The sequence below is a fragment of the uncultured Pseudacidovorax sp. genome, assembly GCF_913773995.1.
In the GTDB taxonomy this organism is placed as follows: Bacteria; Pseudomonadota; Gammaproteobacteria; order Burkholderiales; family Burkholderiaceae_C; genus Xenophilus.
In genome coordinates, this window is sequence record NZ_CAJYES010000085.1 from 1 (window position 1) to 24830 (window position 24830).

Annotated in this window: 25 protein-coding genes; 13 read left to right on the forward strand and 12 right to left on the reverse strand. The window is 65.3% G+C overall.

Annotated features, from left to right (window positions below; genetic code table 11):
* The 3 genes from QZ772_RS07390 to QZ772_RS07400 form a co-directional block, all read right to left on the reverse strand.
* Positions 1–1443 (reverse strand): GMC family oxidoreductase N-terminal domain-containing protein (locus tag QZ772_RS07390; RefSeq protein ID WP_366510550.1); only part of this gene is annotated, 1443 nt, incomplete at its 3' end.
* Positions 1444–1536: 93 nt separating this feature from the next.
* Positions 1537–3237, reverse strand: coding sequence for a hybrid sensor histidine kinase/response regulator (locus QZ772_RS07395; protein ID WP_295524392.1), 1701 nt, complete (start codon positions 3235–3237; stop codon positions 1537–1539).
* Positions 3227–3862 (reverse strand): response regulator transcription factor, encoded by a 636-nt coding sequence (locus QZ772_RS07400; protein WP_295524394.1) that lies wholly within the window; start codon positions 3860–3862, stop codon positions 3227–3229. The genes QZ772_RS07395 and QZ772_RS07400 overlap by 11 nt, the downstream gene beginning before the upstream one ends.
* Positions 3863–4099: 237 nt before the next feature.
* Between QZ772_RS07400 and aat the strand changes: the two genes are divergently transcribed.
* Genes aat through QZ772_RS07415 form a run of 3 tightly spaced genes read left to right on the forward strand, consistent with a single transcriptional unit; the run spans position 4100 to position 6457 of the window.
* Positions 4100–4861, forward strand: a complete 762-nt coding sequence (gene aat, locus QZ772_RS07405) for a leucyl/phenylalanyl-tRNA--protein transferase (RefSeq protein WP_295524395.1) — start codon at positions 4100–4102, stop codon at positions 4859–4861.
* Complete coding sequence (locus tag QZ772_RS07410; protein WP_295524396.1) at positions 4858–5592, forward strand: arginyltransferase; 735 nt, start codon at positions 4858–4860, stop codon at positions 5590–5592. The genes aat and QZ772_RS07410 overlap by 4 nt, the downstream gene beginning before the upstream one ends.
* Before the next feature lie 43 nt (positions 5593–5635).
* Positions 5636–6457 (forward strand): IclR family transcriptional regulator, encoded by an 822-nt coding sequence (locus QZ772_RS07415; RefSeq protein WP_295524398.1) that lies wholly within the window; start codon positions 5636–5638, stop codon positions 6455–6457.
* Between the two features lie 112 nt (positions 6458–6569).
* Here the strand turns inward: QZ772_RS07415 and QZ772_RS07420 are convergent, their stop codons facing one another.
* The 7 genes from QZ772_RS07420 to QZ772_RS07450 all read right to left on the reverse strand — a co-directional run bounded on the left by QZ772_RS07420 (position 6570) and on the right by QZ772_RS07450 (position 15857).
* Positions 6570–7718, reverse strand: coding sequence for a serine hydrolase (locus tag QZ772_RS07420; protein WP_295524400.1), 1149 nt, complete (start codon positions 7716–7718; stop codon positions 6570–6572).
* 116 nt (positions 7719–7834) lie between these two features.
* A complete protein-coding gene (locus tag QZ772_RS07425; RefSeq protein WP_295524401.1) occupies positions 7835–9373 on the reverse strand; it encodes a 2-isopropylmalate synthase in 1539 nt (512 codons plus the stop codon).
* Positions 9374–9403: 30 nt separating this feature from the next.
* Positions 9404–11113: a 2-isopropylmalate synthase gene (leuA, locus tag QZ772_RS07430; RefSeq protein WP_295524402.1), complete on the reverse strand. Its 1710-nt coding sequence runs from the start codon at positions 11111–11113 to the stop codon at positions 9404–9406.
* Between the two features lie 190 nt (positions 11114–11303).
* Positions 11304–12128, reverse strand: coding sequence for a CDP-diacylglycerol--serine O-phosphatidyltransferase (gene pssA / locus QZ772_RS07435; RefSeq protein ID WP_295524404.1), 825 nt, complete (start codon positions 12126–12128; stop codon positions 11304–11306).
* A gap of 180 nt (positions 12129–12308) precedes the next feature.
* On the reverse strand, positions 12309–13325 hold the full coding sequence (gene ilvC, locus QZ772_RS07440; RefSeq protein WP_295524406.1) for a ketol-acid reductoisomerase: 1017 nt from the start codon (positions 13323–13325) through the stop codon (positions 12309–12311).
* Positions 13326–13476: 151 nt separating this feature from the next.
* Positions 13477–13968, reverse strand: coding sequence for an acetolactate synthase small subunit (gene ilvN / locus QZ772_RS07445; RefSeq protein WP_017759053.1), 492 nt, complete (start codon positions 13966–13968; stop codon positions 13477–13479).
* A gap of 122 nt (positions 13969–14090) precedes the next feature.
* Positions 14091–15857: an acetolactate synthase 3 catalytic subunit gene (locus tag QZ772_RS07450; RefSeq protein WP_295524408.1), complete on the reverse strand. Its 1767-nt coding sequence runs from the start codon at positions 15855–15857 to the stop codon at positions 14091–14093.
* A 291-nt stretch (positions 15858–16148) separates the two neighbouring features.
* On the opposite strand from QZ772_RS07450, the gene QZ772_RS07455 reads away from it, so the two are divergent.
* From QZ772_RS07455 to QZ772_RS07480, 6 genes are all read left to right on the forward strand, one after another.
* A complete protein-coding gene (locus tag QZ772_RS07455) occupies positions 16149–16721 on the forward strand; it encodes an RNA polymerase sigma factor (RefSeq protein ID WP_295524410.1) in 573 nt (190 codons plus the stop codon).
* Positions 16718–17140, forward strand: coding sequence for a DUF3619 family protein (locus QZ772_RS07460; protein WP_295524412.1), 423 nt, complete (start codon positions 16718–16720; stop codon positions 17138–17140). Before QZ772_RS07455 ends, QZ772_RS07460 begins: the two co-directional genes overlap by 4 nt.
* A gap of 71 nt (positions 17141–17211) precedes the next feature.
* Complete coding sequence (locus tag QZ772_RS07465) at positions 17212–17898, forward strand: DUF3106 domain-containing protein (protein WP_295524413.1); 687 nt, start codon at positions 17212–17214, stop codon at positions 17896–17898.
* Positions 17899–17921: 23 nt separating this feature from the next.
* Positions 17922–18476, forward strand: a complete 555-nt coding sequence (locus tag QZ772_RS07470; RefSeq protein WP_295524415.1) for an RDD family protein — start codon at positions 17922–17924, stop codon at positions 18474–18476.
* On the forward strand, positions 18473–18874 hold the full coding sequence (locus QZ772_RS07475) for a diacylglycerol kinase (protein WP_295524416.1): 402 nt from the start codon (positions 18473–18475) through the stop codon (positions 18872–18874). Before QZ772_RS07470 ends, QZ772_RS07475 begins: the two co-directional genes overlap by 4 nt.
* Before the next feature lie 15 nt (positions 18875–18889).
* Positions 18890–19486, forward strand: coding sequence for a TIGR00730 family Rossman fold protein (locus QZ772_RS07480; protein ID WP_295524417.1), 597 nt, complete (start codon positions 18890–18892; stop codon positions 19484–19486).
* A 61-nt stretch (positions 19487–19547) separates the two neighbouring features.
* Here QZ772_RS07480 and QZ772_RS07485 read toward each other — a convergent pair whose 3' ends face one another.
* Entirely contained in the window at positions 19548–19886 is a 339-nt protein-coding gene (locus QZ772_RS07485) for a P-II family nitrogen regulator (RefSeq protein WP_295524419.1), read from the reverse strand.
* A gap of 185 nt (positions 19887–20071) precedes the next feature.
* Here QZ772_RS07485 and QZ772_RS07490 point away from each other — a divergent pair, with 185 nt between their 5' ends.
* The 3 genes from QZ772_RS07490 (at position 20072) to QZ772_RS07500 (ending at position 22926) form a co-directional block, all read left to right on the forward strand.
* Positions 20072–21019 (forward strand): DMT family transporter, encoded by a 948-nt coding sequence (locus tag QZ772_RS07490; protein WP_295524420.1) that lies wholly within the window; start codon positions 20072–20074, stop codon positions 21017–21019.
* 7 nt (positions 21020–21026) lie between these two features.
* Entirely contained in the window at positions 21027–22211 is a 1185-nt protein-coding gene (locus QZ772_RS07495) for a GNAT family N-acetyltransferase (RefSeq protein WP_295524421.1), read from the forward strand.
* Between the two features lie 82 nt (positions 22212–22293).
* Positions 22294–22926 carry a YitT family protein gene (locus QZ772_RS07500; RefSeq protein WP_295524422.1) on the forward strand — a complete coding sequence of 211 codons (633 nt, stop codon included), beginning with the start codon at positions 22294–22296 and terminating at the stop codon, positions 22924–22926.
* Positions 22927–23006: 80 nt separating this feature from the next.
* On the opposite strand, the gene ppa is transcribed toward QZ772_RS07500, so the two are convergent.
* A complete protein-coding gene (gene ppa / locus QZ772_RS07505) occupies positions 23007–23534 on the reverse strand; it encodes an inorganic diphosphatase (RefSeq protein ID WP_295524424.1) in 528 nt (175 codons plus the stop codon).
* A gap of 234 nt (positions 23535–23768) precedes the next feature.
* Here ppa and QZ772_RS07510 point away from each other — a divergent pair.
* On the forward strand, positions 23769–24830 hold a 1062-nt coding region (locus QZ772_RS07510; RefSeq protein ID WP_295524426.1), incomplete at its 3' end, for a sodium/proton-translocating pyrophosphatase.

Sequence of the window (24830 nt, forward strand, 5' to 3'; positions counted from 1 at the left end):
CGTGCCCGCCTGGACACGCGCGCGGTGCAGCGGCGGCGCCTTGGCCTGCTCGGGATTCGGCCACTGCCAGCGCACCCGGTCACTGTGCGCATCGAGCTCGATCCGCGCCGGACTGTCGTCATGCCCCATGCCGAGCAGCGTGAGCGAATGGGTCCGCACACGCGGCTGGGGCGCCAGATCGTCCGAACCGTCGGACGGCGGCGAGGCGGGGTCATCCAGGCGGGCGATCGTGGTGAGGGTCTGGATCAGTTCCTGGAACACCGGCCCCAACAGTCCGGGAACACCGCCGTCCTGCACCAGCGTCGACCTGCGGGCGTCGTTGCCGTCGACGAAGCGGATCATGGCCGAGATGGTCGGACCCGTCGGCTCGTCATTCGGCCCGGCCGAGGTTTCGCCCAGCGCATTGGCCGGCGATTCCAGCTCCGCAATGCAGGCGACATCGTCACCATTGCCCGAGACGCGCTCACCCAGACGATCGCTGGTGGAAAGCGCGGACCAGGGCCTGCCTTGCATGTCGGCTGTGGCGCTGCGGGAGCGCAGCAGAATCTCAGTGCTGCCGAAGGTGCCGGCGGCCAGCACCACGTGACGCGCACGCAACACATGGATCCATTGCGTAGGGCTGCTCCCCCCAGAGCGAGCGCTCAGGCCTTCATAGAGCGAGCGCTCGGTGGTTCGGACGATGCGCACGACCCAGGGAAAGGCGTGCTCGTCGTCACGATGGACGCTCAGCACCGTGGCCCCGGCGAACAGGCGCGCCCCGGCCCGGCGCGCCGCCGGCAGATAGGTCTTGGTCAGGCTCAGCTTGGCGTCCTCGTTGCAGCCGCTGACGCAGTTGCCGCAGCCCGTGCAGGCCGCGCGGGGCCCGAGCGTGCCGGACTGTGCGTCGAGCTGCCACGGATGCAGGCACACGGCCACCGGCACTTCCTGGAAGCGGGCGGTGACCGCGGCCGTGTCCGGCGCAGCAGGGCGGGACGGAAGCCCTTCATGCAGCGCTTGCAGCGCCTGGTACTTGCGCGTGACACGCAGGTCGAAACAACGCCTGGGGTCGTCTGGATTCGACAGCTCCAGCATGGCGCGGGCCTGCTCGAACCAGGGGTTCAGGTTGGTGCGGCGGATGGCCGTGGGCCAGTGCTCGCCCTGGAACACCGCGTGATCCGGCTGAAGGCCCACGCCGGCGTTGATCAGGCTGCCCCCGCCCAGGCCATTTCCCACCAGCGCGGCAGCACCCTGCCCCAGGCGGAAATCGAAGAGCGCGTCCTCGTAGCCCGCGTTCTGCACCGCGCCGGCGCCCTGCCACTGCGCCCGCACATGCTTGCCCACGTCGCCGAGGTCGCTCGGGAATTCGCCGGCAACGTACTCCTGGCCTCGCTCGAGGACGCAGACATTCAGCCGGGCCTCGGCCAGTCGCAACGCCGCCACCGCGCCGCCATAGCCGGAGCCCACGACGATGGCATCGAAACTGCGTTGCCGATCCTGCGCTGCGAGCAGCGCCTCCAGGTTGTCGGAAAGCCACTGCATCGCTTGCCCTTTCTGTCTTCAGTCGTCCATGGCGCGGAACAGGCCCAGCACGGAGCGCAACTCTTCGGGGTCCACCGGCTTCTCCAGCACAGGCAGTCCCTCGTCGGCCAGGCGCTGGCGGATCGCGGCATCGGACTCGCCCGTGACGATCACGCAGCCCATCTCCGGCTGGTCGCGTCGCAGCGCCTCGAGGGCCGCCAGGCCGTTCTGCCCAGGGCCGAGGTGGTAGTCGGCCAACGCGACGTGGGGCGGACCCAGGCGACCCGCGGCCTCGACCACCTCGTCGGCGCTGCGGCAAGTGACGACGGCGCATCCCCACTGCTCCAGCAGGGATCGGGTCGCGTCGAGCACCGCAGCCTCGTCGTCCAGTACCAGTACGCGCTGGCCCTTGAGGTCGGGCAGCACGGTATCCGGCTCGACAACCAGTTCGTCGGATGGCTGCGCCAACGGCAGCTGGATCGTGACGCGCGTGCCGGTGCGGCGAACCGGATCCACGAACTCCATCCGCAGCTTGGCGTTGAGCAGCTTGGCCAGGCGCTGCACGATCGACAGCCCAAGGCCCATGCCGGTGGAGATGACATGGCGGCTGCGATAGAACTCGTCGAACACCCGGTCCTGTTCTTCGACCGAGATGCCGGGGCCGGTGTCGGAGACCTCCAAAATCACGCCGTCGGCCTGCGTGGACAGCGCCAGGCAGACGCCACCGTCCCCACCATGCTTGAGGGCGTTGTCGAGCAGATTTCGCAGCACCCGCTCAAGCAATGCCAGGTCGGTGCGCACGTGGGCGGTTTCGGCCCGGCATTCCCAGCGCCGGCCGCCTTCGAGGCACAGGGCGCGGTATTCGATGTCCAGCCGCGCGACCAGCGGTGCGACGGGGGCATAGCGCAGTTCGGGCCGCAGCGCGCCGCTGTCCATGCGCGAGAGATCGAGGATGGCGGAGAAGAGCTGCTGGAGCCCTTCCAGCGCAGTGGCCAGGGCTTCGCGCGCCTTGCGGATGTCCTCGGCCGCGGTGGCCCGCGCCAGAACCCCGCCCAGCAATCCGATGGCATGCAAGGGTTGGCGCAGATCGTGGCTGGCCGTCATGATGAAGCGCGTCTTGGCGGCGTTGGCGGCTGACAGCTGCTTCACGAGCTGCGCGTTTTCGGCGCGAATGGCAATGCCCTCGGCAACCCGGCGCGAGAAGCCGTGGGCAAAGACGCTCAGTACCAGCCAGTACATGAACAACCCGCCGAAGATCGCGGGAGCGAATTGGGGCGTGAAGTCGCGCCCCCAGCCCACCGCGACGCCCCCCAGCATCAGCCAGAGGTAGACCGCATACAGACGCGGCACGATGCCCAGAGACGCCATGCCGGCAGCCCCCCAGCAGCAATAGAACAAGGTCACCAGCAGCCGGGTTTCGGTTTCCATGTGCACAAGCCCCGTCACAGGCAGGCTGGCCAGAGCAAGGGCCAGCAGCAACGACGACATCCAGAGAATGCGTCGAGCACTGCGCACAGGACGTGCTTCCTTCAACCCGCGAGCGGCGAGCGCCATCGCATGGTTGCGCAGCAGCAGCGCGCCCGTCGCCGCCGTGCCCCAAACGATCACGCCTTCCGCGCCCATGTCGCGCCAGCCGATGGCGGCCAGGATCAGCACCCCCACCAGGGCCAGCCTCGCGGCGGCCGCAGCCTGGGCCAGCGCAAAGCTGATCAGCTCTCGTTCGAGCGACTCAGCATCCAAGCGTGATGCCTCTGCGGTGCGCCTCCACCACCGCCTGCGCACGGGAACTGACGTTGAGCGCCCGGAAGACGGCCACCGTATGGCTCTTGACGGTGCCTTCGGACAGGCCCAGTGTTCGGGCCACCTGCTTGGCCGACATGCCGTGCAACAGGCAGTTCAGCACATCGCGCTGCCGGGCCGACAACGACAGGCCGTCGTCGGGCACCCCGCGCCCTCGGCCGCCGACCTTCGCCGTGATGCTCTCCGGCAATGCCAGTCGACGGCCGCACACGTCCTTGAGCGCCTGGAACAGCACCGTCTCGCTCGCCGACTTGAACAGATAACTGGATGCGCCGGCCTGGAGGGCCGCATCGACACTTTGAGGATTCTCGTCCGCCGAAAGGACCAGCACGGCCAGTTCGGGCCGCAACTGCTTGACTTCGGACAGGACACTGAGACCGGACATGCCGGGCAATTGCAGGTCAAGGACCAGCAGATCGAAGTCACGGCGGCCACGCAGTACCTCGACGAGGTCGTGGGCAGTGCCGGTTTCGGTCACGTCGCTCGTGGGATCGACCTGGCGCGCGAGCAGCCGCAGCGCCGTCCGGATGGGCGGATGGTCATCACAGATCAGCAGGCGGAACACGCAAGCTCCTGGAAGGCGGACTCGCCTCGAATTCTTCTCCACGCCGACAAGCATTGCCCGGCGCCCTCATGGCCGCACGAAGCCGGCCGGCCGAGAGTGTGCCGTAATCCAGCCGGCCCTCGTAGGCTTTTTGGGTGACAGGGCCGCCGAGCTGCGTGGCGGGAAGCCAAGGACTCGGCCGCCCCCCTATCTCGCAGCGTGCACAGCAGCGCATCGCGCTTGCTTCAGAATCGGAGCGTGGCCCGATCTCCCCGCAAACTGCCCTGGCTCGCCGAAGGCGAGCCTCTCCCACCTGCCGAGACTGCCTGGGGCCCGGGCGACCCCGTCCCTGGCGTGGTGGCGGCCGGTGGCGCGCTCGACGTGCCGACGCTGCTCGACGCCTACAGCCATGGCATATTTCCATGGTTCGGCGACGACCAGCCCATTCTCTGGTGGAGTCCCGACCCGCGGATGGTGCTCCGGCCCGCGGCGTTCCGCCTGCATCGCTCGTTGCGCAAGACCTTGCAGTCTTTTCGCCAGCAGGCATCGCGGTGCGAGATCCGGTTCGACCACGATTTCGCCGAGGTGATCGCGGCCTGCGCCGAGGCCCCGCGCGCCGGGCAGTCGGGCACCTGGATCCTTCCTGAGATGCAGCAGGCCTACCTCGCACTCCACCGCGCGGGCCATGCGCACAGCGTCGAGACCTGGATCGATGGAGAGTTGGCCGGCGCCCTGTACTGCGTGGCGCTGGGTCGGGCGGTGTTCGGCGAGTCGATGTTCGCCCGGCGCACGGATGCATCGAAGATCGCGCTGGCTGCATTGGTGGCCTTCTGCCGCCATCACGACGTGCAGGCCATCGACTGCCAGCAGAACACCGCACACCTGGGAAGCCTGGGCGCCAGCGAATGGCCGCGGGCGGAGTTCCTGACCCATATCGACAACGCGTCTCGAGAAGCGCCCATCCCTTCGTGGCGATTCGACCCCATATACTGGAATCAACTTCTGCCGGCACCGCAATGACGCTCCTCAAGGATCTGCCGCTCCAGACGCTGCAGTTCTACGCGACAGCGCCCTACCCCTGCAGCTATCTGCCCGACCGTCAGGCGCGCTCCCAGGTGGCCACGCCCAGCCATCTGATCAACAGCGACGTCTATTCCGATCTGGTGCTCGGTGGTTTCCGCCGCAGCGGGATGTTCACCTACCGTCCCTACTGCGATGGCTGTCGCGCCTGCATTCCGCTGCGCATCCTTGCGGACCGGTTCAAACCCAGTCGCAGCCAGCGACGCGCGGCCCAGCGGCACCAGTATCTGCAGGCGCGCGTGCTGCGACTGTGTTTTGTGGCTGAGCACTACCAGCTCTACCTGCGCTACCAGAACGGTCGCCACGCAGGCGGCGGCATGGATCAGGACAGCATCGACCAGTACACCCAGTTTCTGCTGCAGAGCCGGGTCAATTCACGGCTGGTCGAATTTCGCGAGCCGACCGACGACGGCAGCCCGGGCGCCTTGAAGATGGTGTCGATCCTCGACGTGCTCAACGACGGGCTGTCGGCCGTCTACACCTTCTACGAACCGGAGGAAGGTGCCGCCTACGGTACCTACGGTGTACTCTGGCAGATCGCCCAGGCGCGCGAACTGGGATTGCCGCACGTCTATCTGGGCTACTGGATCGAACACAGCACCAAGATGGCCTACAAGGCCAAGTTCGTGCCCCACCAGATCCTCTTGGACGGCGAGTGGCGCGAAGTTTGATTTCACGCTGTAAAATGGCGGCCGTTTGGTTCAGCGCCGTCCCATGAGAAAAAACAACGCCGACGTTCCTGCCACGCCCGTCATCCAGGTCATCGAGCGCATGTTCGCGCTGATCGACGTTCTGGCCTCGCGCGAGGACGCCATCTCCCTCAAGGAGATCAGCGAAAAGACGGGGCTGCATCCTTCCACCACCCACCGGATCCTCAACGACCTGGCTGTGGGCCGCTTCGTGGATCGGCCGGAGCCGGGCAGCTACCGCCTCGGCATGCGTCTGCTAGAACTGGGCAATCTGGTGAAGGGCCGGCTCAACGTCCGCGACGCCGCACTGGGACCGATGCGCGAGTTGCACAAGCTGACGCAGCAGCCGGTCAACCTGAGCGTGCGCCAGGGCGACGAAATCGTCTATGTAGAGCGGGCGTACAGCGAGCGCTCGGGCATGCAGGTCGTGCGCGCCATCGGGGGGCGCGCGCCGCTGCACCTCACGTCGACAGGCAAGCTGTTCCTCGCAGCCGACGAGCAGCCACGTGTGCGAAGCTATGCCACCCGCACCGGCCTGGCCGGGCACACCCGCAACAGCATCACGCAGTTGCCCGTGCTCGAACGCGAACTCGCGCGAGCCCGCCAATACGGCATTGCACGCGACAACGAGGAACTTGAACTCGGCGTGCGCTGCATGGCGGCCGGCATCTACGACGATCAAGGCAAGCTCATCGCCGGCCTGTCGATCTCCGCACCTGCGGATCGGCTGGACGACGGCTGGCTTCCAAAGCTGCAGGCGACAGCGAACGAGATCTCGGGGGCGCTGGGCTACGCCGGAGCGACGCCGCCAGATACGGATGCTGCTGCCTCAGCGCGCGCAGCCTGAGGGAGCGAACAGCGAGCGGGTCATGCTCGGTACGTCGCGCCGCAGCACCAAAAAGAAGGGCCCGCCAGGGCCCTTCTTCAATTTCCAGATCTCTTGAAACCAGCGGATCGCGCTAACCAGAAATCTGACTGCTGGCTGTGTGAACCGGTGCGAAGCGATTGCTCTCGACCCAGCGACGCACGCGTTCCGCGTCCGCAATACGGCTGAACTTACCGGCCGAATCTAGGAACACCATGATCAGCTTGCGGCCTGCCACGCGCGCCTGCATGACCAGGCATTGACCGGCTTCCGAGATATACCCGGTCTTCTGCAGGCCGATGTCCCAATCGGGGCTGCGAACCAACCGGTTGGTCGTATTGAACTGCAGGGTCCGGTTGCCGATTTCCACCTGGTACTCAGGCGACGTCGACAGGCTGCGCACCAGCGAATCCTGGGACGCGACCGCCACCAGCATGGCCAGATCCTGCGCCGTCGACTGATTGCTGCTCGAAAGCCCAGTCGGCTCGACGTAGCGGGTGTCCTTCATGCCGATCATGCGGGCCTTGGCGTTCATGACGCTCACGAAGGTGGCCAGCCCGCCGGGGTAGGTCCGGCCCAGCGCATGCGCCGCCCGGTTCTCACTGGACATCAGCGCCAGGTGCAGCAATTCACCGCGCGGCAGCGTGGTGCCCACAGCCAGGCGCGAACGGCTGAACTTCTCAGTGTCCACGTCGTCCTGGGTGATGGTGATCGGCTCGTCCATCGGCAGTTTGGCCTCGCTGATCAGCAAGCCTGTCATGAGCTTGGTGATGGATGCGATCGGCAGCACGGCATGGTCGTTCTTGCTCAGCAGCACCTCGCGGGTGTCCTGGTCCATCACCAGCGCCACGCTCGACTTCAGATCCAGCGGATCCTGGGAATTGTGCAGACCGGCAATCTGGCCGAAGGACTGCCGGGGCGGCTCGGCCACTCGCACCACCGAGCGACGCTGGACGGCAACCACCGTCTTGCCACCACTCTTGCGCACCGTGGCGACCACATTGCGGCCGCCGCGCACGACGCGCTCTTCGGTGCGCGTCTTGGTCGCCTTGGTGGGCTTTGCAGCAACCTTGCTGGCTGCCGCCGGCTTCTTGGCTGCAGCCTGCTGCTTCTTGCCAGCGGCGTGGGCTGCAGGCGTGAGGAAGGAAACCGCACAAAGCGCCACAGCCAGAAGGCGCAGCGCGGGCAGGTACCGCTGTGAGGAAACTCGGGGCAAAACAGGCAGCGCAGAGGCTTCGGCCATCAACTACTCCAGCGGCATGGAAATCGACAAGGTGCCGCAGTCTATCGAATACAAAAAAGAGACGCAAATCAGTGACTTGCGCCCCCTTCTTCATGCAAGCCGAAGAACGCTAGAAACTAACCCTGCGCCGCCACGCGCTCAGTCTGGCTGTGCAGCTTGTTCAATGCGCTCAGATAGGCCTTGGCCGAAGCGACCACGATGTCGGGATCGGCTCCGACGCCGTTGACCACCCGCCCGGCGTTCTGAAGCCGCACCGTCACTTCACCCTGGCTTTCGGTCGACCCGCTGATGGCATTGACCGAATACAGCACCATTTCGGCGCCGCTCTTCACATGCGACTCGATGGCCTTTAGCGAAGCATCAACCGGGCCATTGCCACCCGACTCGCCCACCACTTCCGTTCCATGGTCGACAAAGACCACGCGTGCATGGGGCTGCTCGCCGGTTTCGCTGTGCTGGGAGAGAGACACGAAACTGAACTGCTCGTCAACGTTCGACTGCTGCTCTGCGCTGACAAGGGCAAGGATGTCTTCGTCAAAAATCTCGGCCTTGCGGTCGGCCAACTCCTTGAAGCGCAGGAAGGCGGCGTTCAGGTCCGCTTCGCTGTCCATCGACACGCCCAGATCCTGCAGACGCTGCTTGAAGGCATTGCGACCGCTGAGCTTGCCCAGCACGATCTTGTTGGCCGTCCAGCCCACGTCTTCGGCGCGCATGATTTCGTAGGTATCACGCGCCTTGAGCACGCCGTCCTGGTGAATGCCGGAGGCATGCGCGAAGGCGTTGGCGCCGACGACGGCCTTGTTGGGCTGCACCACGAAGCCCGTCGTCTGGCTCACCATGCGACTCGCGGCCACGATGTGCTGGGTGTCGATGTTGAGGTCGAGCCCGAAGTAGTCCTTGCGGGTCTTCACGGCCATCACGATCTCTTCGAGCGAGCAATTGCCGGCGCGCTCGCCCAGGCCGTTGATGGTGCATTCGACCTGGCGGGCACCGCCGATCTTGACGCCGGCCAGCGAGTTGGCCACGGCCATGCCGAGGTCGTTGTGGCAATGGACCGACCAGATGGCCTTGTCGCTGTTGGGAACGCGCTCGCGCAGCGTCTTGATGAAGTTGCCGTACAACTCGGGGACCGCGTAGCCGACGGTGTCGGGGACGTTGATTGTCGTGGCGCCTTCGGCGATCACGGTCTCGAGCACGCGGCAAAGGAAGTCCACTTCACTGCGATAGCCGTCTTCGGGGCTGAACTCGACATCGGCCACCTTGTTGCGGGCGAAGCGCACGGCCAGCTTGGCCTGCTCCAGCACCTGCTCGGGCGTCATCCGCAGCTTCTTTTCCATGTGCAGCGGCGACGTGGCGATGAAGGTGTGGATGCGCGCCCGCGCCGCGCCCGCGAGCGCGTCCGCGGCGCGCGAGATGTCGCGGTCGTTGGCGCGCGAGAGGCCGCACACGGTGGAGTCCTTGATGGCGTTGGCGATGGCCTGCACCGCCTCGAAGTCGCCATTTGAGCTGGCGGGAAAGCCAGCCTCGATCACGTCGACCTTGAGCCGCTCCAATTGGCGCGCGATGCGCAGCTTCTCGTCACGCGTCATCGAAGCGCCCGGCGACTGCTCGCCGTCGCGCAAGGTGGTGTCGAAAATGATCAGCTGGTCGGTCATCGTGGGCTCCTTGTCCGTGTACGTTCTGCGTCAGGCCGACATTTCGGCAACCGACGATTGTGCCTGCTGCGCCTCGGCGCCTGCGGCGCGCTGCATGCCCGACACGATGGCCTTGAGCGCAGCAGCCGTGGTGTCGGCATCGATGCCGACGCCGAACAGCGTGCGCGAATCGCCCATGCGCATCTCCACATAGGCCACCGAGCGTGCATCGGCGCCGGCGCCGATGGCGTGCTGGTGATAGTCCATCACGCGGATCGGCTGGCCGATGGCCTCGGCCACGGCCCGGCTGAATGCATCGATGGGGCCGTTGCCGCGGCCTTCGATGGCCACCGGCTCGCCGCGCCACACGAGTTCGCCGCGCAGTACGGTGAGCGCCTGATCGCCCTCGCCTTCCACGGACTGGGTGCGGTGGCGCAGGCCTTGGGCGCCGTCCATGCGGTATTCGCGGCGGAAGATGCTCCAGAGGTCGGCCGCGCCCAATTCCTTGCCCTCCACGTCCATCACCTGCTGCACCACTTGGCTGAACTCAATCTGCAGGCGGCGCGGCAATTCCAGGCCGTATTCACTTTCGAGCAGGTACGAGATGCCGCCCTTGCCCGATTGGCTGTTCACACGGATCACGGCCTCGTAGCTGCGACCCACGTCCTTCGGGTCGATGGGCAGGTAGGGGATGTCCCAGATATCGCCGTCCTTTCGCGCCGAAAAGGCCTTCTTGATCGCATCCTGATGCGAGCCTGAGAAGGAGGTGTAGACAAGGTCGCCGACGTAGGGATGGCGCGGATGTACCGGAATCTGGTTGCAATGCTCGACCGTGGCGCGAATGTCGTCGATGTGGGAGAAGTCGAGGCCCGGCGACACGCCTTGCGTGTAGAGGTTGAGCGCCACGTTGACGATGTCGAGGTTGCCGGTGCGCTCGCCGTTGCCGAAGAGGCAACCTTCCAGGCGGTCTGCACCGGCCATCACTGCGAACTCGGCAGCGGCCGTACCCGTCCCACGGTCATTGTGCGGATGCACCGAAAGCACGATGGATTCACGCCGCGCCAGATTGCGGTGCATCCACTCGATCATGTCCGCGAAGATGTTCGGCGTGGAATGCTCGACCGTGGACGGCAGGTTGACGATGCACTTGTGCTCGGGCGTCGGCGCCCACACCGCAGTCACCGCGTCGACGACGCGCTTGGAGAAGGCCAGGTCGGTGCCGGAGAACATCTCGGGCGAATACTGGAAGGTCCACTGCGTGGCCGGCTGGCGCGCGGCCTGGTCCTTGAACATCTGCGCGTGGGTGACGGCGAGGTCGGCGATGCCGTCTTCATCCAGGCCGAGCACCACGCGGCGCATGACCGGCGCGACGGCGTTGTAGAGGTGCACGATGGCGCGCGGTGCGCCTTGCAGCGATTCGAAGGTGCGTTCGATCAGGTGTCCGCGGGCCTGGGTCAGGACCTGGATCGTCACGTCATCGGGAATGCGGTCTTCCTCGATCAGCTTGCGCACGAAGTCGAATTCGGTCTGCGACGCCGAGGGGAAGCCGACCTCGATCTCCTTGAAGCCGATGGCCACGAGGGTCTCGAACATGCGCATCTTGCGCTCGAGGTCCATCGGCTCGACTAGGGCCTGGTTGCCGTCGCGCAGGTCGGTCGACAGCCAGATCGGCGCACGAGTGATGACGGCGTCGGGCCAGGTGCGGTCCTTGAGGCCGATCGGTGCGAAGGCGCGGTACTTGGTGTGAGGCTGCTGAAGCATGTCGATTTCTCTGCAAGAGGTTGGAACCGACCAGCAACCCCATAGACAAACGGCCCGTTGCTGGTGCAAACGGGCCGTGTCGAGGGTATTTTGCGCGTGCGCCTTTACCTTCTCCGCCCGTCGGGGGAGATCAGTAGTAGGTCCAGGGCAAACACGTTCATGAGAGTTGAGACTCTAACACAGGGCTGTGTCATTCATGCAAGCCGCGTTCGTCGGGCTCGTCCGTGGAAACACTGATCATGCTCACCGGCTGGCCCTTTGCCTTGCGCCAGGCATAGATCGCGTAGCCGCTCAGGCCATACAGCACGAACAGGCAGAACAGCACCGTGGGCGGATGGATGTTGATCACCGCAATGCCCAGTGCGATCAGCACCAGGGTGGCGAAGGGCACGCTCTTGCGGATCTGCATGTCCTTGAAACTGTAGAACGGCGCATTGGTCACCATCGACAGGCCAGCATAGAGCGTGAAGAAGAAGGTGATCCAGGTGATCTGCGTCCAGCTCAGATACCAGACATCGGCACCCCGCCGTCCCCAATCGGTCATCAGCCAGATGAAGCCGGCGACGAGCGCGGCGGCAGCCGGCGAAGGCAGGCCCTGGAACCAGCGCTTGTCGACCACGCCGGTGTTGACGTTGAAGCGCGCCAGGCGCAGCGCAGCACAGGCGCAGTACACGAAGGCGGCGATCCAGCCCCAGCGGCCCAGGCCTTTGAGCGACCATTCATAGGCGATGAGCGCGGGCGCCGCGCCGAAGGACACCATGTCGGCCAGCGAATCCATCTGCTCGCCGAAGGCGCTCTGGGTGTTGGTCATGCGGGCAACCCGGCCGTCCAGGCTGTCGAGCACCATGGCGCAGAACACGCCCACCGTGGCCAGGTCGAAGCGGCCATTCATGGCCATGACAATCGCATAGAAGCCGCCGAACAGCGCCGCTAGCGTGACCATGTTGGGCAGTACGTAGATGCCCTTGCGGCGCTTGCGGATCGGCGCATCGTTCAAGGGAATGGGGTCGTGCATGAGTTCGGCCTCCGGCCTTCCGGGAAACACGGCAGTGTAGTCAAAGGTGCCGGGCACACTGCCCCCCGGACCCGCCCGCGCAGGGACATCGGCCGCCCCGCCCGCGCAGGCAAGGAAAAGGCCACCGCAGGCGGTGGCCTCTGGATCGGCAGCGGAGCCGAAGCTCTCGCGCAAGGCCGATCAGTTGCGGCTCTGGTCGACCAGCTTGTTCTTGGCGATCCAAGGCATCATGGCGCGCAGTTGGCCACCGACTTGCTCGATCGAGTGGTCGGCGGTGTTGCGGCGGCGGGCCGTCATCGACGGATAGTTCAGGCGGCCTTCCTGGATGAACATCTTCGCGTAGTCGCCGTTCTGGATGCGCTTCAGGGCATTGCGCATGGCAGCGCGCGACTGCTCGTTGATCACCTCGGGGCCGGTCACGTACTCGCCGAACTCCGCATTGTTGGAGATCGAGTAGTTCATGTTGGCGATGCCGCCTTCATAGATCAGGTCGACGATCAGCTTGAGCTCGTGCAGGCATTCGAAGTAAGCCATCTCGGGCGCGTACCCGGCTTCCACCAGCGTCTCGTAACCCATCTTGATCAGTTCGACCGCACCGCCGCACAGAACGGCCTGCTCGCCGAACAGATCGGTTTCGGTCTCTTCCTTGAAGTTGGTCTCGATGATGCCGGCTTTGCCGCCGCCGTTGGCCATGGCGTAGCTCAGGGCCAGGTCACGGGCCTTGCCCGACTTGTCCTGGTGAACGGCCACCAGGTGGGGCACGCCGCCGCCCTGGGCATAGGTGGAGCGAACGGTATGGCCGGGCGCCTTGGGCGCGACCATCCACACATCCAGATCGGCGCGGGGCACGACCTGGTTGTAGTGCACGTTGAAGCCGTGGGCGAAGGCCAGCGACGCGCCTTCCTTGATGTTGGGCTCGACGTTGTTCTTGTAGACCTCGGCGATCTGCTCGTCGGGCAGCAGGATCATCACGACGTCGGCGGACTTCACGGCGTCATTGACTTCGAGGACGTTCAGGCCAGCCTTGCCGACCTTGTCCCACGAGGCGCCGCCCTTGCGCAGACCGACCACGACCTTCACGCCGCTGTCGTTCAGGTTCTGGGCATGCGCGTGGCCTTGCGAGCCGTAGCCGATGATGGCGACGGTCTTGCCCTTGATCAGGCTCAGGTCACAGTCCTTGTCGTAAAAAACTTTCATGTCTTCTCTCCGGTTGGATGATGCGTTTGCGATGCGTGGATGCCGTCCATGCTGAGCCTGTCGAAGGGCTCATTGCAGTCCCGCAGGCCGTCTGGCTCGCGGGGCTTCGACAGGCTCGGACCGGACGGACAAGGACCGAGCCCCGATTCCGTCACACGCGCAGGATGCGTTCGCCGCGGCCGATGCCGCTCGGACCCGTTCGCACCGTCTCGAGGATGGCGCTGCGGTCGATGGCGTCGAGGAAGGCGTCGTTCTTGCCGTGGTCGCCAGTAAGCTCGATGGTGTAGCTCTTGTCGGTCACGTCGATGATGCGGCCGCGGAAGATGTCGGCCATGCGCTTCATCTCCTCGCGTTCCTTGCCGACGGCGCGCACCTTCACCATCATGAGCTCGCGCTCGGTGTAGGCACCTTCGGTCAGGTCGACCACCTTGACCACCTCGATGAGGCGGTTCAGGTGCTTGGTGATCTGCTCGATCACGTCGTCCGAACCCTGGGTCTGGATGGTCATGCGCGACAGGCTCGGGTCTTCGGTGGGGGCCACCGTCAGCGACTCGATGTTGTAGCCGCGGGCCGAGAACAGGCCCACCACGCGGGAGAGTGCGCCGGGCTCGTTTTCGAGCAGCACGGCAATGATGTGCTTCATGGTGTCGATTCCTCTTTTCGCCGCCCTCCCCTGTGCACGGTAATGCGCAGGCTCGGCGGGCAATAGATTCGTCTGAAAGAAAGGGGTGGTGCCGTCCAGACCTCCTGGCGGCACCCGGTGCGTCAGAGGTCTTCGCTGCCCAGCAGCATCTCGGTGATGCCCTTGCCGGCCTGCACCATCGGAAACACGTTCTCGGTGGGGTCCGTGCGGAAGTCCATGAACACCGTGCGGTCCTTGAGCTTGCGGGCCTCGCGCAATGCCGGCTCCACATCCTGCGGCCGCTCGATCAACATGCCGACGTGGCCATAGGCCTCGGCGAGCTTCACGAAGTTGGGCAACGCATCCATGTAGCTGTGGCTGTAGCGGCCGGAGTATTCGATCTCCTGCCACTGGCGCACCATGCCCAGGTAGCGGTTGTTGAGCGAGCAGATCTTGATCGGCGTGTTGTACTGCAGGCAGGTCGAGAGTTCCTGGATGCACATCTGCACCGAACCTTCACCGGTGATGGTGAAGACCTCCGCCTCCGGCTTGGCCAGCTTGATGCCCATCGCGTACGGAATGCCCACGCCCATGGTGCCCAGGCCGCCGGAATTGATCCAGCGACGCGGCTCGTCGAAGCGGTAGTACTGCGCGGCCCACATCTGGTGCTGGCCGACGTCGGAGCACACGTAGGCTTCGACATCCTTGGTCATGTTCCACAGCGTCTCGACGACGTACTGCGGCTTGATCACGTCCTTGTTGTCGCGGTCGTACTTCAGGCAGTCGCGGCTGCGCCAGGTCTCGATGGTCTTCCACCAGTCCGCCAGCGCCCCGGCGTCGGGCTTGGTGCCGCTTTCGCGCACCATGGAGATCAGCTCGGTCAGCACGTCCTTGACGTCGCCGACGATGGGCACGTCCACCTTGACCCGCTTGGAGATGCTCGACGGGTCGATGTCGATGTGGATGATCTTGCGCTCGTTCTGCGCGAAGTGCTTCGGGTTGCCGATCACGCGGTCGTCGAAGCGCGCCCCCACGGCCAGCAGCACGTCGCAGTTCTGCATCGCGTTGTTGGCCTCGATGGTGCCGTGCATGCCCAGCATGCCCAGGAACTTGCGGTCGCTCGCCGGATAGGCGCCCAGCCCCATCAGCGTGTTGGTGACCGGATAGCCGAGCATGTCGACCAGCGTGCGCAACTCGTTGGTGGCATTGCCCAGCAGCACGCCGCCGCCGGTGTAGATGTAGGGACGCTTGGCCGTCAGCAGCAGTTGCAACGCCTTGCGGATCTGGCCGCCATGCCCCTTCCGCACCGGGTTGTACGAGCGCATCTCGACTTTGTCCGGGTAGCCGTGATACGCCACCTTCTTGAAGGACACGTCCTTGGGGATGTCCACCACCACCGGGCCGGGCCGGCCGCTGCGGGCGATGTGGAAGGCCTTCTTCATGGTCATCGCCAGATCTTTGGGATCCTTGACCAGGAAGTTGTGCTTGACGATGGGTCGGGTGATGCCGACGGTGTCGCATTCCTGGAAGGCGTCCAGGCCGATGGCGGCCGTGGGCACTTGGCCGGAGACGATCACCATCGGGATGGAATCCATGTACGCGGTAGCGATGCCGGTGACGGCATTCGTGAGGCCGGGACCCGAGGTGACCAGCGCCACGCCCACGTCGCCGGTTGCGCGCGCATAGCCGTCGGCAGCATGCACCGCGGCCTGTTCATGGCGCACGAGCACATGCTGGATAGTGTCCTGCTTGTAGAGCGCGTCGTAGATGTAGAGGACGGCGCCGCCGGGATAGCCCCAGACGTACTTCACACCTTCGGCCTGCAGTGCCTTGATCAGCACTTCAGAGCCCATGAGTTCTTGAGGTTGGCCAGCCGCGACAGCGGCGGTTTCGGCCTTGGAGATTTCCATTTCGATGAACCTTCCGAGTTTTCGGGAACGAAAAACCTTGGGTGCCCCTTGCCAGCCCTTGTGGGGCCGCGCCAGGACTTGAGGCCAAAACCATGGGCGGACAGGTGAACCGCCGGACTTTGACCCGTTTGCCTTTTGACTGCGAGCCGGCGATTATGACACCGCGTAGGACAAAAGCCAGCCTTCATTTGGGGCAATGCAATAATCCGTCGGTTCGTCTGTGGGCCTTTGTCACAGGTTCGGGCAACAGCCCCGCAGTCGCCTCCTCTCCGCCCCACGACAACCTCGCGCTTGGCCACCGAACACGAACTCTCAGACTTCCTCAAAGGCGTCGAAAAGCGTGCGTTCAAACGCTCGCTGTATCACGTTCGCGATGAAGAGGCGGCACTGGACATCGTGCAGGACAGCATGATGAAGCTGGCAGAGCACTACGGCGACAAGCCTCTGGCCGAGTTGCCGATGCTGTTCCAGCGAATCCTTTCCAACTGCACGCTGGACTGGTTCCGGCGCCAGAAGACGCGACGAGCGCTGTTCTCCAACCTGAGCGACTTCGAGAGCGACGAGGACGACGCCGGCGATTTCGACCTGCTGTCCAGCTTCAACGGCGATCTCGACACCCGGGAGACGGAGAGCGCCGAGGACGTCACCCGGCGTACCCAGGTTTTTCATCAAATCGAAGCCGAGATCGCGGCACTCCCCACTCGTCAACGAGAAGCTTTCCTGTTGCGTTACTGGGAGGAGATGGATGTGTCCGAGACAGCCGCCGCCATGGGCTGCTCAGAAGGCAGCGTGAAGACGCACTGCTCCCGGGCCATTCAGGCACTCAGCCGCGCCCTCAAGGCGAAGGGGTTTCTGCCGCCATGACTTCGACACGCATTACCTCCTCCCCCACTCCGGAAGACTTGTTCGGACGTGCCATCGCTGCTCGGCTGAGCGCGGGTGCCGACGATTTACCGCGCGACATCAGCGAGCGCTTGAGAGCGTCCCGCACTCGGGCGCTTGCGCAGCGAAAGCGCGAGATGGCCCCTACGCTGGTGGTCGACAGTGCCGGCAGCGCCGCTCTCGGTCTTCAGGGCTGGTGGCAGCGCGCGCTTGCGGTGGTGCCCTTGCTGCTGCTCACGATCGGCCTGCTCACCATCGGTCTCACCCAGGAAGAGCGCCGCACCGCTGAACTGGCCGAGGTCGATGCCGCCCTGCTGACGGACGATCTGCCACCCGCTGCTTACACCGATCCCGGTTTTGCCCAATTTCTCAAGGCAAACGCGGCCGCCGCTCACCAATGACGGAGGTCGCCATGACCCGACCTCCGGCAATGAATCCCGCGCGCGGCCGAGAGCCAGAAACTGGAGCAACGTTGGTCGCACGCAACGTTTTCATCGGCCTCCTTGTTGCGTTCACGATTGGGCTGGGCTCGATGGCAGTACATGCCGGTGAAAGTGGCGTGAATGTGACGCCGACCAAATCGCCAGCGCCGCCGCGTAGCGGACCGCGGTGGACCACGCTCACCAAGGCACAGCAGCAAGCGCTCGCACCGCTGGCCCCACACTGGAACACCCTGAGCGACGCCCAGCGACGCAAGTGGATTGCACTCTCCCGCAATTTCGATCGCATCGGGGCGGCAGAGCAGGCCAAACTGCATGAGCGCATGACGGACTGGGCCGCGCTGAGTCCCCGTGAACGCGCGCTGGCCCGTCTTAACTTCGCCGAGGTGCGCAATCTCGCTCCGGCCGACCAACTGAAGGCCAAATGGGAGGCCTATCAGGCCCTGAGCGAAGCAGAACGCCGCAAGCTCGCTGAAAGCGCAGGGGGCCGAAGCATGGGCGCGGCGCCAGCGGCGAGGCCAGTACCGGCGGACAAACTGGTGCCTGTGCCCGCCACGGCCTTCCAACAGCCCCATGGCGGCCCCCGAATCCAGATCGTGCCTTCGCCTGGTCCAGAAGCGGCCAATGCAGTGCCCGTTGGCGATGCCACGACGCCGGACGCCGCAATGGGACTGGCGCCCGGCCGCACCGCTGCTGAGCCGACCGCCACGGCGCCGTAGTCTGGGTGTCCGAGAATAGGGGCATGCCTTCACTGCGCTCCCCGGCTTCCTCCATATCTCCTGTCCTGCGCGACTTACCGATTCCTGCAATCACGCCCGGCATCTGGCGGCGCATGGCGTGCTGGCTCTACGAAGGCCTGCTGCTGTTCGCAGTCGTCTTCGTGGCGGGCTGGCTCTTCAGCACATTGGGCCAGATGCGCGATGCCATGGATGCACGGCGCCCCCTGCTCCAGGCTTTTCTGTTCGTGGTGTTCGGCATCTACTTCACGGTGTTCTGGTCGCGCGGCCAGACACTCGCCATGAAGACCTGGAAGCTGCGGATGGTGGACCGGCACGGTCGCACACCCACGCAAGGGCGCGCTCTTGCCCGTTATCTTCTGAGCTGGGTCTGGTTTCTGCCGCCGCTGGCGACCATTCATGCGCTCCCGTTCAAGGTCAGTGGCGGCGAAGTCTTTGTGCTGCTCGCTGGCTGGGCGGCCGTCTGGGCGCTGCTGGCGCGCTTTCATCCTCAACAACAGTTCTGGCACGACGCCCTGGCGGGCACCCGCATCGTCGATGCCGCGGCAACTTTCCGATGAGCACTCCCGACCCCACCTTGCACGTCAATCCGCAGAAGGCACGCAAGGGTCTAGACCGTCTCTGGCACGCCACCCTTTATTCTCTGAACGGTCTGAAGGCGGGCTGGGGCGAACCGGCCTTCCGGATGGAAGCCTGCCTTGCGGTCGTCTTGCTGCCCCTGGCCTTTGTGGTGGGCAGGAACTGGATGGAGACGGCACTGCTGGTCGCAGGGGTGCTCCTCGTCATGATCGTCGAGCTGCTCAACACGGCGGTCGAGGCCGCCATCGATCGCATCGGGCCCGAGTGGCACGATCTGTCGAAGCGCGCCAAGGATATGGGCAGCGCCGCGGTATTCCTCACCAGCCTCCTGGCCGGGGGCATCTGGGTTGCTGCGCTCTGGCAGCGACTCATTGCCTGAACAAAGCATGTATTCATGAGCCATTCCGCATCCTTTTCCATCTGCGTCTACTGCGGCTCGCGCCCAGGAACGCGTGCCGAGTACATGGAATCCGCCCGGGCGACCGGCCGTTGGATTGGCGAGAACGGCGGTCAGCTGGTCTATGGCGGCGGCCGGACAGGCCTGATGGGTGCTGTCGCCGAGGCCACGCGGCTTGCCGGCGGGCGCGTGGTCGGCATCATTCCGAAGGCCCTCGTCGACAAGGAACTGGCCAACACGCTGTGTGACGAGCTGCACGTCGTCGACACGATGCATGAGCGCAAAGCCATGATGGCTGCGAGAGCACATGCCTTCCTTGCGTTGCCCGGCGGGATCGGCACCTTCGAAGAGCTTTTCGAGATGTGGACTTGGCGCCAGCTCGGCTACCACGACAAGCCCATCGGCCTGCTCAACGTCGCGGGCTACTACGACGGGCTGCTTGCCTTTGCCGACCAGAGCATCCGGGCCGGGCTGATGAACGATTGGCAGATGGGCTTGATCGAGTCGGGCGACGTGCTCGATGTGCTTCTGGAAAAACTGCGGCAACAGGCGCCTGCGGACCGCGGTGCGCCATTGCTGACACAGAACATCTGAAGCGGGGGGTTGACGTCGTCATCAACACGGAAGGACGCGGCGCCGTTCCGGGAGCAGCGCCTCAGACCGCGCTCTCGTTCTCCTCGCCCGTCCGGATACGAACTACGCGCTGCACCTCCGTCACGAATATCTTTCCGTCGCCGATCTTGCCGGTGCGCGCTGCCGTGACGATGGCGTCGACGCAGTTCTCGACGTCTGCGTCGGCGACGACCACCTCGATCTTCATCTTGGGCAGGAAGTCGACCACGTACTCGGCACCGCGATAAAGCTCGGTGTGACCTTTCTGGCGGCCGAACCCCTTCACCTCGGTCACCGTCAGGCCGGAGACGCCCACTTGACCCAGTGCCTCGCGCACGTCGTCGAGCTTGAAAGGTTTGACGATGGCAGTGATCTGCTTCATGGCGGTGTTCCTGTGATGAAAGTGATGCAAGAGACTGGGTGACAGGCCGCGCGCACGCAGAGCCGGAGGGCAAAGGAGTGTCGCAAGCCGACGGCGCGGCAAGGCGTTGCACCCACAGTCGGAAATTATGTCATTCGCCCCATCGCCCAGCGGACTGGGCGGCCGACTGCTACGCTCGCCGATTCATGCCTTCGACCGCCCCGCCTGCGCTGCACGGGATCGCCGACGCCTGTCGGCGCGTCACCCAGAACGCTCCCTTGCTGTTGATATTCACCACTCTGATGTGGGGATGCAACGCCGTGGCGGCGCGCCTGGCTGTGGGAAACATCTCTCCCATGATGCTGACCACGGCACGGTGGACGATCTGCTGTGTGGCGCTGTGGTTCACCGCCCGGCACGAGATTGCCCGGCATGGGCGCACCGTCGCACGATCCTGGCGCTTCGTCACCATCATGGGCACGGCCGGCTTCACCGCCTTCAACGCCCTGTTCTACGCTGCGGCCCACCACACCTCGGCCATCAACATCGCCATCATCCAGGGGACGATCCCGGTGCTGGTGCTTCTGGGAAGCTTCATTTTTGCGGGCAGGCGTTTCCGCCCCATGCAGGCACTGGGCGTGGCCGTGACCCTGGCAGGCTGCGTCGTCGTGGCTTCGCGCGGCCAGCTTCACGTGCTCACCACGCTGGACTTCAACGTCGGCGACCTCTGGATGCTGCTGGCCAGCCTCTTCTACGCGGGGTACATGCTCGGACTCACCCTCCGACCACCCGTGCCGCCGATCGTGTTCTTCGCCGCCGCTGCGGGCGTCGCGGCGCTGACCTCCCTCCCCTTGCTGGCCTTCGAGGTCGCCACCGATCGCTTCTTCATGCCCACAGCGATGGGCTGGGCGTTGATGCTGTTCGTGGGCCTGCTGCCATCGTTCGTGTCCCAGATCACTTTCATCCAGGCTGTGACTCTGATCGGACCGGAGCGCGCCGGGGTCTTCGTCAACCTGACGCCGATCTTTGGGCCGCTGCTGGCCGTGATGGTGCTGAACGAGCCGCTGCGCTCCTTCCACCTTGTTGCGTTGGCCCTCGTGCTGGGCGGTATCTGGATTGCGGAGCGACGCCGGCGCCCCACCATCACGGAGTGAGTTGACCATGGCGGGAGCATCCCTCGAATTCAGGATCGTCGACGATCCACTGCAGATCGATGCATCGGCCTGGAACACCCTGCTCGCCCGACAGGCCGCACCGGGCCCCTTCATGCGCCATGAGTACCTTTCAGCGCTCCATGCGAGCGGAAGCGCAACGGCGCAGACAGGTTGGGCCCCCGCCTTCGCCACCTTGTGGCGGGCCCATGAGTTGGTCGCCGCCTGCCCGCTTTACCTGAAGTCCCATTCCTACGGCGAATACGTGTTCGACTGGGCCTGGGCCAATGCCTACGAGCAGCATGGGCTGCGCTATTACCCCAAGGCGCTGGTGGCCGTGCCGTTCACGCCGGTGCCGGGCACCCGTCTTCTGGCGGTCGACCCGCCCACACGACAGGCACTCATCCGATCGCTGGTGGCCTGGGCTGCGGACAACGAACTGTCGTCCCTGCACCTGCTGTTCGGCGACGACGAGGACATCGCGGCCTGCGAGGCGGCTGGCCTCATGCTGCGGCACACGGTGCAGTTCCACTGGGAGAACCAGCAACCAGTGGCGAAAGGGCCAGCGGGTCCATACCGGCACTTCGACGACTTCCTCGCGGCCCTCAACCAGGAGAAGCGCAAGAAGATCCGCCAGGAGCGCCGCAAAGTCGCCGAAAGCGGCGTGCGCTTCCGCTGGGCGCGAGGGACAGACATCCGGGACGCGGACTGGGACTTCTTCTATCGCTGCTACGCGCGAACCTACCGTGAGCATGGAAACCCGCCCTACCTGACCCGGGACTTCTTTCACCGAATGGCGAGCAGCCTGCCCGACGCCTGGCTCCTGTTCGTGGCCGAACGCGAGGGCCGGGCCATGGCCTGCAGCCTGATCGGCCTGGGTGCCGATGCCGATGGTCGGGGCGTTGCCTATGGACGCTACTGGGGTGCCCTGGAGCGGGTCGACTGCCTGCACTTCGAGGCCTGCTACTACCAGCCCATCGAATGGTGCATCGCGCACCAGATTCACCGCTTCGAGGGCGGCGCACAGGGCGAGCACAAGATGGCCCGCGCACTCATGCCCGTCAAGACCACCAGCGCCCACTGGCTCGCCCACCCGGCCTTCGCGGACGCGGTAGAGCGCTTCCTGGCGCGCGAAGACGAAGGCGTGTCGGCCTACCTGTCGGAACTCGGCGAGCGAAGCCCATTCCGCGCCTAGCACCTGTCGCGCCGTGAGGCCGCAGGACGCACCCCTGCGCCAGATCATGCGGGCCAGCCCTGGCACCCGCTAAGCTCGGTCGATGACCGACGCCGCCGCTCCCGTCTCCCCAGCAGCCCCGCGGACCCGCCATGCCTTGTGGGAGGACGCACTGGCCATCGCCAGCGGCACGCTGCTCATCTCCATGGGCGTGGCGCTGTTCACCACGGCCGGACTGCTGACCGGCGGCACGGCGGGCATCGCGTTCCTGTTGCACTACGGCACCGGTGCCAGCTTCGGCACCCTCTTCTTTCTGCTCAACCTGCCCTTCTACTGGCTGGCCTGGCGCAAGCTGGGCGCGGCCTTCACCATCAAGACTTTCCTCGCCGTTGCCTCGCTGTCCTTGCTGACCCTTTGGCAGCCGGCATTGCTGCACTTCGACCGACTGCACCCACTCTATGCCGCCCTGGCTGGCGGGCTGGTGACCGGCACCGGCTTTCTCATCCTGTTCCGCCACCGCTGCAGCCTGGGGGGCATCGGCATCCTCGCGGTCTGGCTGCAGGAGAAGAAGGGCTGGCGCGCCGGGCAGGTGCAGATGGGCTTCGACTGCCTCATCGTCGCCACCGCGTTCGCCGTGGTGGAGCCGCAGCGGGTGATGCTGTCCATTGCCGGCGCCGTCGCGCTCAACGCCGTGCTGGCCATCAACCACAAGCCGGGCCGCTACCTCGGCTTCTGACTCGCACGGCGACCAGTGCGCCGGGCGCCCAAGAAAAAGCCCGCCGAAGCGGGCTCACGAACGCAATCCGCGGCGGCGGATTACTTCTTGTACGCGGCGATGCCGTCCGTGATTTCCTTGTGGGCGGCCTCGATGCCATCCCAACCCAGCACCTTGACCCACTTGCCGGCTTCGAGGTCCTTGTAGTGCTCGAAAAAATGGCTGATGGCCTTGAGGCGCATGGGGTTGACGTCCTGCACCGTCTTCCAGTGGCTGTAGATCGGCAGGATCTTGTCGGTGGGCACGGCCAGCACCTTGCCATCCACGCCGGCCTCATCTTCCATCTTCAGGATGCCCAGCGCGCGGCATTTGACCACCACGCCCGGCAGCAGCGGATAGGGCGTGACCACCAGCACGTCCACCGGGTCGCCATCGCCCGACAGCGTCTGCGGCACGTAGCCGTAGTTGGTGGGGTAGTACATCGCCGTGGTCATGAACCGGTCGACGAAGATCGCGCCGGTCTCCTTGTCCACCTCGTACTTGATCGGATCGGCGTTCATCGGGATCTCGATGACGACGTGGAACTCTTCAGGGGCCTTGGCGCCCGGGGGGATTTTGTCGAAGGACATGCTTGTCTTTGGTTGGAGTGGCGTTCGCCCCGTGGGTCGGGACAAACCCCGAGTTTAGCCAGCGGGCCGACGCCAGCCTGACACCGGCGCGGTTTGCCTGTAAATTCGTTGCGTTGGCCAATCAATGCAAGGCGGGTTCTGCCCAGGCATCGAGGAAGCAACGCGGCGGCAGTTGGGCCCGGCGCGTTGCGGCAGGGTCCCGGCTGGCGTCTTCACAACCACATGGAGACGGCAATGACTGGCAACTTCCCTTTGTATGCGGTGATCGCCTGCGGGCTGATCGCCGTCATCTACGGTGTCTGGGCGCGAAGCTGGATTCTTTCCCGCGACCCTGGCAACGCACGCATGCAGGAGATCGCCGCGGCGATCCAGGCCGGCGCCTCGGCCTACCTGGCCAAGCAGTACACCGCCATCGGTATCGTGGGCCTGGTGCTCGCGGTGCTGATCGCGCTGTTCCTCGACGGGCTGACGGCCGCGGGCTTCGTGGTCGGCGCCGTGCTGTCGGGCGCCTGCGGCTTCATCGGCATGAACGTGTCGGTCCGCGCGAATGTGCGCACAGCACAGGCGGCTGCGCAGGGCATCGGGCCGGCACTGCAGGTGGCGTTCCGGGGTGGCGCCATCACAGGGATGCTGGTGGTCGGACTGGGGCTGCTGGGGGTCGCCGGCTTCTACGCCTTCCTGGGCGCGGGCACGGCCACGCCGCAGGCGCTGAATCCGTTGATCGGCTTCGCCTTCGGTTCCTCGCTGATCTCGATCTTCGCCCGCCTCGGCGGCGGCATCTTCACCAAAGGGGCCGATGTCGGCGCCGATCTCGTCGGCAAGGTCGAGGCCGGCATTCCCGAGGATGATCCGCGCAACCCCGCCGTGATCGCCGACAACGTCGGCGACAACGTCGGCGACTGCGCGGGGATGGCCGCCGACCTCTTCGAGACCTACGCCGTCACGCTGATCGCCACCATGGTGCTGGGTGCGCTGATGGTCACGGCAGCGCCAGCGAATGCGGTGATCTATCCGCTGGCGCTGGGCGGCGTCTCGATCATCGCGTCCATCGTCGGTTGCTTCTTCGTCAAGGCGTCGCCCGGCATGACGAACGTGATGCCGGCGCTCTACCGCGGTCTGGCGGTGGCCGGCGCTCTGTCTCTCGTCGCCTTCTGGTTCGTCACGGCCTGGCTGATGCCGGACAACGCGGTGGTCGCCGCCGGCAGCCAGCTGCGCCTGTTCGGCGCCTGCTTCGTCGGCTTGGCACTGACGGCAGCGCTGGTATGGATCACCGAGTACTACACGGGCACGCAGTAC

Excerpts from the sequence above, each read along its gene's own strand:
- QZ772_RS07460 (WP_295524412.1), top strand. The coding sequence starts at position 16,718 with ATGACTTCGACACGCATTACCTCCTCCCCCACTCCGGAAGACTTGTTC.
- QZ772_RS07490 (WP_295524420.1), top strand. The coding sequence starts at position 20,072 with ATGCCTTCGACCGCCCCGCCTGCGCTGCACGGGATCGCCGACGCCTGT.
- QZ772_RS07420 (WP_295524400.1), bottom strand. The coding sequence starts at position 7,718 with ATGGCCGAAGCCTCTGCGCTGCCTGTTTTGCCCCGAGTTTCCTCACAG.
- QZ772_RS07415 (WP_295524398.1), top strand. The coding sequence starts at position 5,636 with ATGAGAAAAAACAACGCCGACGTTCCTGCCACGCCCGTCATCCAGGTC.
- ppa (WP_295524424.1), bottom strand. The coding sequence starts at position 23,534 with ATGTCCTTCGACAAAATCCCCCCGGGCGCCAAGGCCCCTGAAGAGTTC.
- QZ772_RS07410 (WP_295524396.1), top strand. The coding sequence starts at position 4,858 with ATGACGCTCCTCAAGGATCTGCCGCTCCAGACGCTGCAGTTCTACGCG.
- QZ772_RS07500 (WP_295524422.1), top strand. The coding sequence starts at position 22,294 with ATGACCGACGCCGCCGCTCCCGTCTCCCCAGCAGCCCCGCGGACCCGC.
- pssA (WP_295524404.1), bottom strand. The coding sequence starts at position 12,128 with ATGCACGACCCCATTCCCTTGAACGATGCGCCGATCCGCAAGCGCCGC.
- ilvC (WP_295524406.1), bottom strand. The coding sequence starts at position 13,325 with ATGAAAGTTTTTTACGACAAGGACTGTGACCTGAGCCTGATCAAGGGC.
- QZ772_RS07475 (WP_295524416.1), top strand. The coding sequence starts at position 18,473 with ATGAGCACTCCCGACCCCACCTTGCACGTCAATCCGCAGAAGGCACGC.
- leuA (WP_295524402.1), bottom strand. The coding sequence starts at position 11,113 with ATGCTTCAGCAGCCTCACACCAAGTACCGCGCCTTCGCACCGATCGGC.
- QZ772_RS07495 (WP_295524421.1), top strand. The coding sequence starts at position 21,027 with ATGGCGGGAGCATCCCTCGAATTCAGGATCGTCGACGATCCACTGCAG.
- QZ772_RS07450 (WP_295524408.1), bottom strand. The coding sequence starts at position 15,857 with ATGGAAATCTCCAAGGCCGAAACCGCCGCTGTCGCGGCTGGCCAACCT.
- QZ772_RS07485 (WP_295524419.1), bottom strand. The coding sequence starts at position 19,886 with ATGAAGCAGATCACTGCCATCGTCAAACCTTTCAAGCTCGACGACGTG.
- QZ772_RS07470 (WP_295524415.1), top strand. The coding sequence starts at position 17,922 with ATGCCTTCACTGCGCTCCCCGGCTTCCTCCATATCTCCTGTCCTGCGC.
- ilvN (WP_017759053.1), bottom strand. The coding sequence starts at position 13,968 with ATGAAGCACATCATTGCCGTGCTGCTCGAAAACGAGCCCGGCGCACTC.
- QZ772_RS07480 (WP_295524417.1), top strand. The coding sequence starts at position 18,890 with ATGAGCCATTCCGCATCCTTTTCCATCTGCGTCTACTGCGGCTCGCGC.
- QZ772_RS07425 (WP_295524401.1), bottom strand. The coding sequence starts at position 9,373 with ATGACCGACCAGCTGATCATTTTCGACACCACCTTGCGCGACGGCGAG.